A 16,401-nucleotide genomic window follows, 5' to 3' on the forward strand; every position below is an offset into this window, starting at 1 on the left:
GGTGGGAGATCTGCGCATCAAAGACCTCGTCGTCGAATACTCGGTCGGCGGGGAGGCGCTCCGCGTCATCGACGGCCTGGACCTGCAGGTGGAGGCGGGGTCCCTGGTGATCTTGTTGGGCCCCAGCGGATGTGGGAAGACGACGCTGCTGTCGTGTATCGGCGGCATTCTTAGCCCCACCAGCGGGAGCATCCAGGTCGGCGACGTCGACGTCACCACGCTCGACCGCCGCAGGCTGACCACCTACCGGCGAGACACCGTCGGTTTCGTCTTTCAATCGTTCAACCTGGTTCCCAGCCTCACGGCAGTCGAGAACGTGGCGGTGCCGCTGTGGGCGGCCGGGTGGTCGCGGCGGGCGGCGCGTGAGCGCGCCGAGGAACTGTTGACCGAATTCGGGCTGCGGGACCGCATGTCGCATCGCCCCGGTGATCTCAGCGGGGGTCAGCGGGAACGGGTGGCGGTGGCGCGCGCGATCGCGCTGAACCCGTCGCTGATCCTGGCTGACGAGCCCACCGCGCACCTGGACCAGGCCCAGGTGCAGGCGGTGCTGAGGTTGCTCCGGGAACTCGCCAGCGGCGATCGCATCGTGGTGGTCGCCACCCACGACACGCGGATCCTGCCCTTCGCCGATCAGGTGGTCCGGCTGCTGCCGGACGCCGCCCCGGTTGAACAGGAACCCCAAACCGTCAGCCTGACAAGCGGTTCGGTGTTGTTCGAGCAGGGCAGCATGGGGGAGTTGATCTACGTCGTCGCGGACGGCGAACTGGAAGTCGTGCGCGAATCGGCGGACGGGACCCAGGAGCTGCTCAAGGTCGCCACCGCCGGTCAGTACGTCGGCGAGCTCGAGCCGTTGTTCCGCATGGCCCGCTCGGCGACGGTACGCGCGCGCACCGACGCGATCGTTACCTGCTACACCGTGGAGGCATTCCGCGGACTGCTCGAGACCAACACCGAGCCTAACGGCCCACCTGACGGAGCAACCCTGATGTCGCAAGTCCCTCGAAAAAGCAGCCACCCCAAGGCCGATCGGGGCGAGGAGATGAGGACCGCCGATACACACCATTCCGGACCCGCGGACCATCGCGTCCAGTCAGGCTGGAAGATGGCCGATTATCCGCCGCTCACCGCGCCGACGCTGGTCGGGCAGCTGCAGCAGCGGGCCGCGCGCTACCGCGACAAGCTTGCGTTCACCTACTCTCGCGATGGTGAGGAAAAAGAGGTCAGCCGCCTGAGCTATCAGGAACTGGATGCTCACGCGCGGCAGATCGCGTCGAATCTCCAGCGGCTGGGCGCCGCGGGCGAGCGCGTACTTGTCCTGTGCCCGCCGGGCCTGGACTTCATCGCCGGCTTGTTCGGGTGTCTTTACGCCGGAGCCGTTGCTGTACCGATGCATCCGCCGGTACGCGATCACCTGGTCCCGCGCGTCGAGGCGATCATCGCGGACGCGCAACCTGGCTTCGCTCTGTCCACCACCGAGATTCAGGCGAGGATCAAGGGCACGGTGGACGGTCTGGTCACGGGGCATCCGTTGCGCTGGCTCGTCACCGACACGGCGGGGGACGACCGGCCGTGGGTCCCACCGGACATCGACGGCGGCTCGGTCGCCATGCTGCAGTACACCTCGGGCTCCACGGCCACACCGAAAGGCGTTGTGCTGTCCCACGGTAACCTGGTCCACAATCTGGAAACCATTCGGCGGACGTGGAAGTCGGGATTCGACACGAACGCCCACGGTGTGTTCTGGTTGCCGCCCTACCACGACATGGGTCTCATCGGCGGTATCCTCGAGACGCTCTACGTCGGGGGTACTTCTGCCCTCATGCCGCCGGGCGCGTTCATCAAGCGCCCCATGCGTTGGCTGGAAGCGATGTCGCGGCATCGCGCCGTGATCACCGCCGCACCCAACTTCTCCTACGATCTGTGCGTCGAACTCACTACCCCGCAAGAGCGTGCGGCGCTCGATCTGTCCAGCTGGTCGATCGCCATGTGCGGTGCGGAGCCGGTGCGTAGCGCCACCCTGCAGGGTTTCGCCGAGGCATTCGCCCCGGCCGGTTTTCGGCCGGAGGCGTTTTATCCGGTGTATGGGTTGGCGGAGGCGACGCTGTTGGTCTCCGGGGGATCGGACGCCCCGCTACCGTTGGTTCGGCACATCGATCGCATCGAACTGCGCGAACGGCGGGTCGCGGAGGTCGCGCCGGAAAACCCTAGCGCTACAACGTTGGTCGGTTGCGGTCCGCCGCAAGGTGGCCAGCAGGTCGTCATCGTCGACCCGGAAACCCGGCGGCCGTGCGGGTCTGACGAGGTCGGCGAGATCTGGATCGCCGGGCCGAGCGTTGCACAGGGTTACTGGCGAAAGCCCGAAGAGACCGAAGCGGCGTTCTCGGCGCATCTTGCCGACAGTGGGGACGGCCCGTTCCTGCGTACTGGGGACCTTGGTTTCCTGCGTTCCGGGGAGTTGTTCGTGACCGGACGCCGCAAGGATCTGATCATCATCCGCGGCAGCAATCATTACCCCGAGGACATCGAGCTCACCGTGCAGGCCTGCCATCCGGCGCTGCTGCGCGGCAGGGCTGCGGTCTTCTCGGTCGGTCCCGGACCGGACGCCGCCGAGCAGCTCGTCGTCGTGCAGGAGGTGAGCCACCAACAGCTCGGTCAGGCCGAACTCAACGAAATCGTCGACGCAATCCGGACCGCCATCACCGAGCACCACGAGGTCCGAGCGGACGCCGTTATTCTGTTGGAGCCGTTGCGGATTCCGACGACGTCCAGCGGCAAGATCCAGCGGTCCGCCTGCCGGCAGCAGTTCCTCGACGGCCGGCTCGAAGCGGTCGTCGAATGGCGCGCACCGCGGCCCGACGGCGCTCCCGTCACCACCCCGTCCGAGCACCACGGGCGCACCGGCGCGGAGATCGCGGACTGGTTCGTCTCCCAGCTCTCCGGAGAACTCGGCGTCCCGGCAACGGATATCGACCCATCCCGTCCGTTCGCCTACTACGGCCTCGATTCCGTCCATGCCATCCGGCTCACCGCCGCACTGGAATCGTGGCTCGGGCGCGAACTTTCGCCAACTCTCCCGTACGAATACCCCACGATCGACCTGCTTTCCCGTCATCTGGCCGACGAGGGCGCCGACCGCGAGCGCATCGCCGCACCGGCCGCACAGAGCGATGGCGCGCCCCCCACGGACGAGCCGATCGCCATCATCGGCATCGGCTGCCGGTTCCCGGGCGCCGACGGGCCGGCGGCCTTCTGGCGGGAGCTGTCCGGCGGCGTGGAGGCGATCAGCGAAATCCCGGCGGACCGCTGGGACGCCGACGCCTTCTACAACCCGGATCCGTCCGTGCCGGGCACCTCGGTGACCCGACGGGCCGGTTTCGTGCCCGGAATCGACGAATTCGACTTCCAGTTCTTCGGCATCTCGCCGCGGGAGTCGGCGCAGATGGACCCCCAGCAGCGCCTCATCCTCGAAACCGCCTGGGAGGCTTTGGAAGACGCCGGGCAGGTGCCCGAGCGGCTCGCCGGCAGCGACACCGGCGTCTTCGTCGGCATCTCCACCAGCGACTACGCCAATCTGCACGCCGGCCAGCTACAGCTTGTCAACGCCTACACGGGCACCGGAAACGCCTTGAGCATCGCGGCCAACCGGCTCTCCTACTTCTACGACTTCCACGGACCGAGCATGGCGATCGACACCGCCTGCTCGTCGTCGTTGGTCGCCGTGCACCTGGCCTGCCGCAGCCTGCGCGACGGCGAGTGCTCACTGGCCCTCGCCGGAGGCGTGAACGTCATCCTGTCGCCGGCGCTGATGATCAACTTCACCAAGGCCAGGCTGATGGCCCCGGACGGTCATTCCAAGACTTTCGACGCGGGCGCGGACGGCTACGTCCGGGGTGAGGGCGCTGGGGTCGTCGTCCTCAAGCCGCTCAGCCGGGCACTGGCCGACAAGGACCCGATCTATGCGGTAATCCGCGGCACCGCGATCAACCAGGACGGCCGGACGAACGGGCTGATCGCACCCAGCCGGCAGTCGCAGGAAGCCGTGTTGGCCGCGGCGTACCGTCGCGCCGGTCTTTCCCCCGGCACCGCCCAATACGTGGAAGCGCACGGCACCGGCACTTTTCTCGGCGACGCGATCGAGGCGAACGCGCTGGGCACCGTCCTGGCGGACGGCCGTCCGCCGGGTAGCTCGTGCCTGATCGGCTCGGTCAAGACCAACATCGGCCACCTGGAGGCGGCCGCCGGGGTGGCCGGGCTCATCAAGGTGGCGTTGGCGTTGCAGCACAAGGCGATTCCGCCAAGTTTGAACTTCACAGAGCCTAATCCCGAGATCCCCTTCGACACCCTGCCGGTGCGGGTGGCGCAAACCTTGACCCCGTGGCCGGAAAACGGCGGGCGGGCGGTCGCGGGCGTCAGCTCATTCGGCATGGGGGGCACCAACGCGCACGTCGTGCTCACCGAAGCCCCGCAGGTTCGGGTCGCGGCCCGGCCCGGCCTGGCACCGGATCGCGCTGAGCTGCTGCCGCTTTCCGCACGGTCCCCTGAGGCCCTGGCCGCACTGGCCGAGCGCTACGAGTCGGCCGTGGCATCCGGGGTGGGGCTCGCCGACCTGTGCTACACAGCCGGTGCGCGTCGCGGCCACTACGAGCATCGGTTGTCCGTGATCGCAGGCTCCCCGACCGCGATGTCGGAGTCCCTGGCCGCCTACAGGCGCGGGGAGTCCCGACCCGGGATCTCCGTCGGACAGCGCCGTCCCGACGAGCGGCCCGACGTGGTCTTCGTCTTCCCCGGCCAGGGCTCACAGTGGCACGGCATGGGGCAGCGACTGCAGGCCGAGGAACCGGTCTTCCACGAAGCCCTGACAGCGTGCGACCGCGCGATCCAGCCCTATCTGGGCAGCTCGGTGCTCGAGGCGCTGGCCGAGGACACCGAACTCACCGACATCGGCCTGATCCAGCCCGCAATTTTCGCCATCCAGGTGGCGCTGGCCGCGCTGTGGCGCTCATGGGGCGTCGAGCCGGCCGCGGTGGTGGGGCACAGCATGGGGGAAGTGGCGGCGGCGCACGTCGCCGGCGCTCTGAGCCTCGACGACGCCGCCCGGGTGATCTGCACCCGAGCGCTGATGCTGCGCACGGTGCGGGGTCGCGGAACCATGATGGCGGCGGAGCTGAGCCTCGACGAAGCGCAGGAGCTCATCACCGGCCGGGAGAACGAGGTCTCGATCGCCGCGAGCAACGGCCACCGATCGACCGTGCTGTCCGGGGACCAAACGGTTTTGGCGGAGCTGATGGCGGTGCTGCAGCAGCGCGACCGGTTCTGCCGGTGGGTCGACGTCGACGTGGCCGCCCACAGCCCGCAGATGGACGCATTGGTTCCCGCGCTGCGCGCCGGCCTCGCCGGGCTGCGGGCCACCGCACCGGCGATACCCGTCTACTCCACCGTGACCGGCGACCTGCTCACCGACCGCGTGCCCGACGCCGACTACTGGGCGCAGAACCTGCGCTCGCCGGTGCAGTTCTCGACCGCACTGCGAAGGCTGCTGGACAGCGGGCATCACACGATTGTCGAGATCAGCCCCCACCCCGTCCTGTTGACCGCTGTCCGCGAGGATGCCCAGGACATGGGGTGCAGTTGTACCGCGCTGCCGTCCATGCGCCGCGACGACGGGGGACGGACGACCGCACTGGCGTCGCTCGGCACGCTGTACACCCTCGGTCAACCGGTCGCCTGGGAGCGGCTGTACCCCGCGGGCAGCCACTGCGTGGCGGCACCGACCTACCCGTGGCAGCGCGTCCACTCGTGGTTGGACGGCGGTACGGTCAGCGCGCCGCCTCGCGGCGCCGGCCCGCCGCAGCGGCCGGCGGGTCTGCGCGACCGCATGTACCACGTGCGGTGGCAGCCCGCCGCCGGCGCGCCGGAGCGCAACGGGGCGAGCCGGCCGGCCGAACCGGGAAGCTGGCTCATCCTCGATGACGGCGGCGTGGCCGCGCAGGCCCTCCGGGATCATCTCGAATCCCTTTCCCAGACATGCGTGCTGGTCGAGGCCGGCCGGGGCTTCGAGCGGCTGGCACCCGACCGTTATCGGGTCGACCCGGCGCGGCCCCAACACTTCGACCAGCTGCTCGCCGACGCGTTCACCGACCGGCGGCCGCCGTGCCGCGGCGTGGTGCACCTGTGGGACCTGCTGGCCGCACCGCCGGCCGACACGACGCTCGAGTCGCTGGAGTCCGCCACCACGCTGGGCCCGGTGAGCGTGCTGCACCTCGTGCAGGCGCTGGCCCACGCGGATTGGTCGCCCTCGCCGCGGCTGTGGCTGGTGACCCGCGGGGCGCAGGTGACACAGACCGGCACCGAGCCCGTGTCGATCGCCCAGGCGCCGGTGTGGGGGATGGCCCGCACCATCGAACACGAGCACCCGGAACTGCGGTGCACGTGTGTCGACCTGTCCGCGGGTGGCGGCCCGGACGACGTCGCACGAGAGGTGCAGGCCCTGCCCCGGGAGGTGTGGGCCGACCACCGCGACGGCGCCGTGGCGCTGCGGGGCGGCAACCGCTACGTCGAGCGGCTCACCCGCTACGACGCACCCCAGCAAGCCGCGACCCCCGAATTCGGGGACGACGGCACCTATCTCGTCACCGGCGGGCTCGGCGCGCTTGGGCTCGTGGTGGCCCGATGGCTGGCCGAACACGGCGCCCGGCATCTGGTCGTGATGGGCCGTGGCGAGCCCACGGCGCCGGCGCAGGAGGCGCTGGACGCGCTGCGAGCCGGCGGCACCGAGGTGACGGTCGCGCACGGCGACGTCGCCAAAGCCGACCAGGTCGCGGCCGTCCTCGAGTCGATCCGCACGACCATGCCACCGCTGCGCGGCGTGGTCCATGCGGCCGGGACCACCGACGATGCCATCCTGCAATGCCTCGACGAGCCGAAGCTGCGAAAGGTGTTGGCGCCCAAGGTTCAGGGCGCCTGGAACCTGCACGAGCAGACCAAGGACGCGAAACTCGACTTCTTCGTGCTGTTTTCGTCGGCCGCCTCGTTGCTCGGCCCGCCCGGGGCGGCGAACTACGCGGCGGCCAACGCTTTCCTGGACGCGCTGGCGTGGCAGCGCCGCGCCGAAGGCCGGCCCGCGCTGAGCGTCGACTGGGGTCCATGGGCGCAGCTCGGCTTCTTCGCCCGGACCGAACTGCAAAGCTACTTCGCCCAATACGGCGTCGAGGCCATGTCCGCGACCGACAACCTGCGGGCGCTGTCGTCTTTGCTGGCGGACTCGGCCACCCAGGCCGTGGTCCTCGACATCGACTGGGCGCGTTGGGAAACCGACCTGCGGCCACCGCTGCTGGCGGAGCTGGGCGTCGCGCGCCCGGACGAGAAGCCGCGCGACGGGGATGCGCCCGGGCCCGGAAGCGGCCTGCGCGACGCGCTGCGGGAAGCCGTGCCGGAGCAGCGCCGGCGGCTGCTCGAGTCCTACCTGTGCGAACTCGCCGCCGGCAAACTCGGCCTGTCCCCGTCGACCCTCGACATTCAGGCCCCGCTGGGCAGCCTCGGCGTCGACTCCCTCATCACGCTGGAGCTGCGCATGCAGGTCGAACGCGATCTGGGCGTCGTCGTGCCGGTCTCCCGGCTGATGAAGGGGCCCAGCGTGGCCGACCTCGCCGGCTGGCTCGCCGAGCAGGTCGCGGCAGGCGCACCGCAACCCGACGCGGCGCCGCCGGCGCCGACCGCCCCACGGCAAGCGTCCCCGCAGCAGGCCGGCGGCACACCCGCGCGCGGTGTGGACCTGCTGGCCCGCCTGCCCGAGCTGTCCGACGAAGCCGTCGACGAACTGCTCCAACAGGTCCTGGCCGAAAGGGGAGCCGAGCAATGACGGATGAGTCGATCGACATCTCCGGCCTGTCTCCCGAGAAGAAGCGGGCGCTGCTGTCCCAGCTGCTCATGCAGGAGGCGGAGGAGTCGGCCTCGGTCTATCCGCTGTCGTATGGGCAGCGGTCCATGTGGTTCATCCACAAACTCGCACCGGCCAGCGCCGCGTACACCATCACCTACGCCGGCCGGATCGTCGGCCCGCTGGACGTGCCGGCCCTGGAGGGCGCGGCCCAGGCACTCGTCGACCGGCACCCGATGCTGCGGACCACCTACGCCGAACGCGACGGGCAGCCGGTGCAACTGGTTCATCCGCACTGGCCGGTGCGGATCGCCCGCCACCACGTCGGCGCCGGCGAGGGCGAGCTCGACGACTGGATCCGCCGGGAGGCCGATCGGCCCTTCGACCTGTACACCGGGCCGGTCTTCCGGCTCACCCTGCTGGAGCGCACCCCCGACGAGCACGTGCTGCTGCTGGGTCTGCACCACATCGCCGTCGACTTCTGGTCCATCGACATCATCCTCGACGAGCTGCGCCTGCTGTACGCCGCCGAGCACGGCGCGACCCTGCCCCCGCCGCCGACGGAAAGCTTCGTCGACTACGCCGACCGGCAGGCCCGGATGCTGGCCGGCGCGGACGGCGAACGCCTCTGGGAGTACTGGCGCGACCAGCTCGCCGGCGAGCTGCCGGTCCTCGAGCTGCCCACCGACCGGCCGCGACCGGGCGTGCAGACCTATGCGGGCACCGTGCACCGATTCACCGTCGACGACACGGTGACGGCCGGGATCAAGCAGCTGGGCCGCAGCATGGGTGCGACGCCCTACATGACGCTGTTGGCGGCCTACGCCGCGTTGCTGCACCGCTACAGCGGCCAGGGCGAGGTGGTCGTGGGCTCGCCGTTCGCGTGCCGCGACCGGGTCGCGGTGGAGGGTCTGGTCGGCTACCTCACCAATCCGGTGGCCCTGCGCGCCGACCTGCACGACGACCCGACGTTCAGGTCGCTGCTCGAGCGTGTCAAGGACACCGTGCAGGGCGCCCTGGAACACCAGGACTACCCGTTCGCGCTGCTGGTCGAGCGGCTCCGGCCGGCGCGCGACCCGGGCCGCACGCCGCTGTTTTCAGTCTCCTTCGCCTGGGAACAAACGCGCCGCTTCTCCGCCGAGCCCGGCGCAGCACCGGGTGGACTGCACCTGCAGACCCTGCACGTCGGGCAGGGCGGCGCGCCGTTCGACCTGATGATGGAGATCGGCGAACACGGCGGGAAGCTGTCGGGCGTCCTGCAATACAACACCGACCTCTTCGACGGCACCACGATCGAGCGGATGGCCGGGCACTTCGCCACGCTGCTGCGCAGTGCCGTCGCCGATCCCGACCGGCCGGTCTCGCGGCTGCCGCTGCTCACCGAGGCGGAAGACCGCCGGCGGGCCGCCTGGAACCGGACCGAGGTCGCCTACGACGGCCCGGCCTGCCTGCACGAGATGGTGGCGGCGACCGTCGCGCGCGTCCCGGACGCCGTCGCGGTGACATGTGACGACCGCGAGCTGACCTATGCCGAACTCGACCGCCGGGCCGAGGAACTCGCGCGGCTGCTGCGGCGGCTCGGGGTGGGGCCCGAGGTGATCGTGCCGGTCCTGCTGGACCGCTCCGAAGACCTGGTGGTGGCGCTGCTGGGCGTCCTCAAGGCGGGTGGCGCCTTCCTGCCGCTGGACTCTGCGCAGCCCGCGCAGCGCATGGCCGTGATGCTGGCCGACGTGCCGGACGCGCCGGTCTGCGTCACCCGCCAGGACAAGCTGGTGCACCTGCCGCCCGAGTTCACCGGCCACCGGCTCTGCCTGGACGTGCCGCCGGACCCCTCGGACGAGGGTCCGGCCGTACCCGTCGCGGCCGGCGCGACCTCGCTCAACCTCGCCTACGTCATCCACACCTCGGGGTCCACCGGGAAGCCCAAGGGCACGCTGAACACCCACGCCGGGATCCGCAACCGGCTGCTGTGGATGCAAGACGCCTACCGGCTGACCGGCGACGACCGCGTGCTGCACAAGACCCCGGTGAGCTTCGACCCGTCGGTCTGGGAGATCTTCTGGCCGTTGATCGTCGGCGCCCGGGTGGTGATGGCCAAACCGGAGGGCCACAAGGACGCGGCGTACCTGGTCGCGACCATCGTCGAGCGGGGCGTCACCACAATGCATTTCGTGCCGTCGATGCTGCGCCGCTTCCTCGCCGAGCCCGGCGTGGCCGCCTGCACCTCGCTGCGCCGGGTGTTCTGCAGCGGCGAGGCGCTGCCGTATGACCTGCGCGACCACTTCCTGACCGCGCTGCGCGCCGAGCTCTACAACCTCTACGGGCCCACCGAGGCGGCGATCGACGTCACCGGATTCCACTGCTGCCGTGGCGAATCCGGGACCGTGGTGCCGATCGGCCGCCCGATCGCCAACATCCGCGCGCACATCCTGGACGCCCATCTGCAGCCGGTGCCCGTCGGTGTGCCCGGCGAGCTGTTCATCGGCGGTGTCGGGCTGGGCCGCGGCTACCTCAACCGGCCGGACCTGACCGCCGCCATCTTCGTCGCCGACCCGTTCGGCGGTGACCGGCTCTACCGCACCGGAGACCGGGCCAGGTACCTGCCCGACGGCAACATCGACTACCTCGGCCGCCTGGACTTCCAGGTCAAGATCCGCGGCTTCCGGATCGAGCCCGGCGAGGTGGAGGCCGCGCTGGCGCAACACCCCGGGGTGGCCGAGAACGCGGTGGTGACCAGAACCGACAGCCGCGGGAACACCATCCTGGTCGCCCACATCGTGGCGGCGGGGGGCGCCGCACCCTCGACGACCGAGCTGCGCCGCTTCCTGCTCGAGCTGCTTCCCGCCGCCATGGTGCCGGCCGTCTTCGAAATGGCCGACACGCTGCCGCTCACCACGAGCGGAAAGGTGGACCGCCGCGCCCTGATGGCCGCCGGCACCGCCGTCGGGCTGCAGGAGTCGGCATTCATCGCTCCGCGCACACCGACCGAACGGGTGCTCGCCGAGATCTGGTGTGCGGTACTGGGTTTGGACCGGGTCGGCGTCAACGACGACTTCTTCGCGCTCGGCGGCGCCTCGACCCAGAGCCTCGAGGTCGCGATGCGGGCGAACGCGGCCGGCCTGCCGCTGCGCCCCGAGTCGATGTTCGTCTACGGCACCATCGCCGAGCTCGCCGCCGAGTACGGCCCGCTCCCCGGCGACGGCACGCAGCTGGCGCCGGCCCCACCCGACGAGAAGCGCAACACGGTGATCGAAAGCCTCGGCGTGTACCTGCCGGCGCGGACGGTGTCGACCGCGACGGTGATGGCGGAGTGCGCCAACGAGATTCGCATACCCCTGGAACGTCTCACCGGTATCAGGAACCGCCGGGTGGTCGGCGAGGACGAGTTCTCGATCGACCTGGCCAGGAAGGCCGCGGACGACTGCCTGTCCCGCTCGAGCTATCGCCGCGAGGAGATCGACCTGGTGATCGCCTGCAACATCTCCCGTCGCGACGGGATGGGGCACCGGTTCACCTTCGAGCCCAGCACGGCGTCGCGGCTGCGAGGTCAATGCGGGTTGGACAATGCGCTGGCCTTCGACATCGGCAACGCGTGCGCCGGCATGTTCACCGGCATCACGGTGGCCGACGCCTTCCTGCAGACCGGGCTGGCGCGAAACGCATTGGTGGTCAGCGGCGAATACATCAGCCACCTGACCGAGACCGCGCAGCAGGAGATCGAGGGTCCGATGGACCCGCGGCTGGCCTGCCTGACCCTCGGTGACGCGGGTGCGGCCGTGGTCCTCGAGCGCGGCCCCAACGGCCGGGTCGGCTTCCACGACATCGACATGGCCACCCTGAGCAACTACAGCAAGCTGTGCATCGCCAAGGCGACCGACGGCCCGCACGGGGGCGCCATCATGCTCACCGACTCCGTCACGCAGACCGCCATCGCGGTCAAGCACGCGGTGCCCTACGTCGCCGCGGTCATGCGGCGGCACGGCTGGCGGCCGGAGACCACCGACCACCTGGTGATGCACCAGACCTCGGAGGCGTCCCTCAACGACGCGGTCGTCGCCGTCAACGGGATGTTCGGACCGGGCGCGGCCAGCCGGGACAACACCATCTACAACGTCGCCGAGCGGGGAAACACCGCGACCACAACGCATTTCGTGGCGCTCGACGACCACATCCGCAGCGGCCGGATCAAGTCCGGGGACAACGTGGTGTTCTCCATCACCGGTTCGGGCCAGACGGTCGGCGCCGCACTGTACACCTTCGACGACCTGCCCGACCGGATGCGCCGGGGCGGCGCCGGCGACCCACGCGGCCGCGGTGCGCGGGGCGACGGCTACCGGCACGAGGCGCCGGCAACGCCGCGCGTGCGCATCGACAGCGTGGGCATCGCCCCCGCTGAGCAATCGGCGCATCCGAGTTCGATCCGGCTCGCGGCGCAGGCGGCGGCGGACTGCCTGGACCGCAGCGGTCTCGACCGGAGCGCGCTGGATCTGATCATCCACACCGGCGTCTACCGCGACGACTTCCTCAGCGAACCGGCGATTGCCTCGTTGGTCGCCGGCGAACTCGGGGTCAACGGCGAGGTGCAGTCCCCGGACGGCCCCAAGACCCTCGCCTTCGACGTCGTCAACGGCGCGGTCGGCTTCCTCAACGCCTGCCAGGTCGCCGCCGCCATGATGGCGGCGGGAAAGGCCGAACACGCGATGGTGGTCGCCTCGGAGATCGAAAACAACGCCCCCGGCAGCGGCTATCCGCGCAACGGGTTCAGCCAGACGGGCTCGGCGGTGCTGCTGAGCCCGAGCCGGGGCGCGGAAGGCTTCGGCCGGTTCGTCTTTCAGTATCACCCCGAGCACGGCGCGGCCCTGGCCACCTACACGCAGCCACAGGACGGCCGGACCCGGCTGCACATCGACCGGGACCCCAACCTCGAGGCCATCTATCTGAGCTGTCTGCCCGCCGCGGCCAAGGAACTCCTGACGGTCGAGGGGCTCGACCCCTCGGACGTCGCGGTCGTGTTCCCGCCGTATCTGTCCCCGTCGGCGCTCGACGAACTGGCAGCCCAGACCGGCATCGCGAGGTCGCGGTTCGTCGACCTCGGCTCCGACGGGGAACTCGACCCGTTCACCTCGGCCCTGCCCTACGGGCTGCAGCGGGCCAGGAGCAGCGGGCTGGTGCACCCGGGCGACGTCGCGCTGATCCTCGCCGCCGGCTCGGGCGTCCAGGTCGGCTGCGCCACCTACCGGTTCTGATTCCCGGCCGGCGCGTCAGGCGTCTTTTGGGGACCGGATCATGCCGCGGGCGCGAAACCAGCTGACGGCGTTGCGGATCGCGGGCTCGATCGGGGCCAGCACGTAGCCCAGTTCCCGCACCGCCTTGTCGCTGCGGTACCGGTAACGGTCGGTGTAGGCGTATCCGACCGACATCGAGTTCACCGTGGTTTCCCGGCCGGTGACGGCCTCGATCAGGTCGCCGGCCTTGCCCCCGAGCCAGGCGACCGGGTAGGGCAGCTGTCGGCGCGGCGGGTCGACGCCGACGACGCGTGCCACCCGCTCGATGTAGTCGCGATACGTCAGCTCCTGGCCGCCCAGGATGTAGCGTTCACCGCGTTTGCCGCGCAGCCAGGCGGCGATCATCCCGCGCGCCACCTCGCCGACGTCGGCGAAATTGTTGTATCCCGGTGTCCAGTAAGGTATTTTGCGGTTCGCGATCTCGATGATCAGGCGGCCGGAGCTGGGCCTGGCGTCGCGCGGGCCGACCAGGTAGGTGGGGTTGACGATGACCGCATCCAGGTCGTCGCACGCCGCGCGCACCAGGAGTTCGCCGCGCCGTTTGGTGACCGGATAGGCCCCCGCCAGCCCGGCCTGGTCCCATCCCCACGGGGTCTGCTCGTCGGCGGGTGAGCCGTCGGAGGTGGGTCCGATCGTGTTCGCCGTCGAGGTGTGCACGAGCCGTGGGGTACCGACGGCGATCGCGGCTTCGACCACGGCCCGCGTCGCGTCGACGTTGACGGCCGAAACGGCGGGCGTGACCGTTCGCCTGGTCGAAACGCATGCGGCGCAATGAAATACGACGTCGGCGCCGGCGAACACGTCGCGGAGTTCGGCGGCCGAACCGAGGTCGGCGCGGACCCACGTGACCGGGAGGTCGGACAGCGAACCGGTATCGGTGCTCGCCCGCCGCGTCGCGGTGACGGTGTGGCCCCCCGCGATCAGCTCGGTGGCCAGGTTGGCTCCCAGCAGCCCGCTTGCTCCGGTGATCACGGCGTGCGACATCGCTTCGGGGGTCCGGTTCAGGCCGGGGCGCGGTACCGCGCGGCCGGCGGCTGGCGGTGGGCCCAGGGCCGCGCCGATTCCAGTTGCGCGGCAAGCGAAACGAGGGTGGATCCGTCGTGGGGACGGCCCACCAGATGGACGGCTTCGGGCAGGCCGTCGGGCGAGATCCCGGCCGGGATCGACATGGCGGGTTGCCCGGTGAAGTTCTGCGGCGGGGTGAACGGCATGAAGGCCAGGGTCCGTGCCAGGGCGCGGCCGGGTCCCAGCCCCTCGAGATGCCCGACCGGCACCGGCGGCTTGCCCAGCACGGGCGTCATCAGCATGTCGCAGCCGGCGACGGGCCGCAGCCCGCGCTCGCTCAGTCGGTCGCGCGCCGCGAGCGCGCGGCGCGCCAGCCAGTCGGGGACCAGCCGGGCGGTGCGACCCTCCGCCCGGATCCTGCGCTCCAGCAGCTCCGGTGTGGGCAGCCGGTCGATTTCGTGAGCGAGGCCATTCATCATCAGCGCGAACACCGAGAGGACCGCGGCCGGCGGGTAGCGGGGGTCGAGCTCGACGACCTCGTGGCCGAGCGAGCGCAGCAACTCGGCGGTCTCGAGCACCGGCCGGCGCACCTCCTCGCTGACCGGCACGGGCACCACCGGCTTGAACGACATGGCGATCCGCAGCGGGCGCGGCGCGCGCGAGACGGCGTCGGTCAGCGGCGGCACCGGCGGCGGGAAGGGGATCTCGTCGTCGGGCTCCGGACCGGTCATCGCGTCGTGCAGCAGCGCCGCGTCGGCCACGCTGCGGGCCAGCGTCCCGATGTGATGCAGCCCGTGGAAACGGTAGGCCCGCTCGGGCGACTGCTTGGTGCTGATCCATCCGCGCTGGCCCTTGAGGCCCACCAGTCCGCAGCAGGCGGCCGGGATGCGGATCGACCCGCCCCCGTCGGTGCCCAGGGCCCCGGGCACCATGCCGGCCGCCACCGCGGCCGCCGAACCGCCGCTGGAACCTCCCGCCGTCCGGTGCGGGTGCCACGGGTTGCGGGTCACCCCCCACGTCGGCGACTCGCACATGGGGTAGGCGCCGAACTCGGGCAGGTGCGTCTTGCCGACGATCACCGCCCCGGCGGCCCGCAGCCGCCGCACGGCGGCGCTGTCGGTGCTCGCCGGCCCCGTGTCAATCCCGGTGCCGCACATCGACGAAACGCCCGCGACGTCGGTGTCGTCCTTGACCGCGATCGGGACGCCGGCCAGCGGCATCGTCTCCCCGGCGGCCAGCCGGCGTTCGACGTGCGCCGCCTCCGCCATCGCCCGATCGGCCAGCACCACGCGAAACGCGTTCAGCACCGGGTCCAGCCGCGCGATCCGCTCCAGGTGCAGCGCCACCAGCTCCCGCGGCGAAACCTCACGATCGCGCACCAACCGCGCCTGCAGCGCCACCCCGGCAAAGATCAGGTCATGCTCGTCCACGGTGGTCATCCGTGCCCTTTCGCGCCCACCCCCAGCCGAGTGTAGGCGCACCTTCCTCAGGCGCCGGCCAGCGCGAGCGCCGCGACCGTCGCCTCCCGGATCGGGCCCCGCCACACGTCGCCGTGCCCCGGCAGCAGGACCTCGGTGTCCAGCAGCGCCAGCGCGGACAGGGTGCGCAGGCAATCCTGTTGGCTGTAGCTGAAAATCGCCGGCAGCAGCTGCGGTCCGCGGTGCCGCAACAGGGGATGGCCGGTGATCAGCGCGTCGCCGCTGACCAGCACGCCGTCGACCAGGTACGAGCAGTGCCCGTTGGTGTGGCCGGGACTGAAAACGGGGCGGGGTTGACCGGGCAGGCCGGCGGCCGCCTCGGCGGTCAGCGGCTGGGCGGTGGGGATGCCGTCGCGGATCAGGCCGCCGCTGCGGACCACGTGGGCGGTCCACCGCGCCCAGCGCGGGCGCCAAATCCGCAGTGCCACATCGATGGTCGACACCTGCTCCAGGTACTCCCGCTTGGCGTGGCCCACCTCGTCGGCGTGGCAGTACACCGGCACGCCGTGCTCGCGGGCGAACCAGATCGCCGAACCCAGGTGGTCGATGTGGGCGTGGGTCAACAGGATGGCGCGCACGTCGGCCACGCCGTAGCCCAGCTTGGCCAGCGAGGCCAGCACGTCCTCGCGGTCCCCGGGATAGCCGGCGTCGATCAGCATGACGCCGGCGCCGTCGGCGACCAGCGTCCAGTTCACCGCGTGCCCCTGAGCGAGGTACACGGTGTCGGTGACCTGAACTAGCTGCGCCATGCCCATCA

5 protein-coding genes are annotated in these 16,401 nt (G+C 70.8%); 2 read left to right on the forward strand and 3 right to left on the reverse strand.

The window, feature by feature from the left end; translation table 11 throughout:
* Nucleotide 1: 1 nt before the first annotated feature.
* Both AWC03_RS12175 and AWC03_RS12180 read left to right on the forward strand, forming a co-directional pair.
* Entirely contained in the window at nt 2-7,858 is a 7,857-nt protein-coding gene (locus AWC03_RS12175; RefSeq protein ID WP_158089967.1) for a type I polyketide synthase, read from the forward strand.
* Nucleotides 7,855-13,122, forward strand: coding sequence for a non-ribosomal peptide synthetase (locus AWC03_RS12180; protein WP_085240724.1), 5,268 nt, complete (start codon nt 7,855-7,857; stop codon nt 13,120-13,122). Before AWC03_RS12175 ends, AWC03_RS12180 begins: the two co-directional genes overlap by 4 nt.
* 15 nt (nt 13,123-13,137) lie before the next feature.
* On the opposite strand, the gene AWC03_RS12185 is transcribed toward AWC03_RS12180, so the two are convergent.
* From AWC03_RS12185 to AWC03_RS12195, 3 genes are read right to left on the reverse strand one after another with little or no spacing between them, the layout of a single operon-like run.
* Entirely contained in the window at nt 13,138-14,133 is a 996-nt protein-coding gene (locus AWC03_RS12185; RefSeq protein WP_158089968.1) for an NAD-dependent epimerase/dehydratase family protein, read from the reverse strand.
* 29 nt (nt 14,134-14,162) lie between these two features.
* On the reverse strand, nt 14,163-15,605 hold the full coding sequence (locus AWC03_RS12190) for an amidase family protein (protein WP_085240726.1): 1,443 nt from the start codon (nt 15,603-15,605) through the stop codon (nt 14,163-14,165).
* Between the two features lie 47 nt (nt 15,606-15,652).
* Entirely contained in the window at nt 15,653-16,393 is a 741-nt protein-coding gene (locus AWC03_RS12195) for an MBL fold metallo-hydrolase (protein ID WP_085240933.1), read from the reverse strand.
* Nucleotides 16,394-16,401 lie beyond the last annotated feature (8 nt).

Source organism: Mycobacterium europaeum, assembly GCF_002102155.1.
In the GTDB taxonomy this organism is placed as follows: domain Bacteria; phylum Actinomycetota; class Actinomycetes; order Mycobacteriales; family Mycobacteriaceae; genus Mycobacterium; species Mycobacterium europaeum.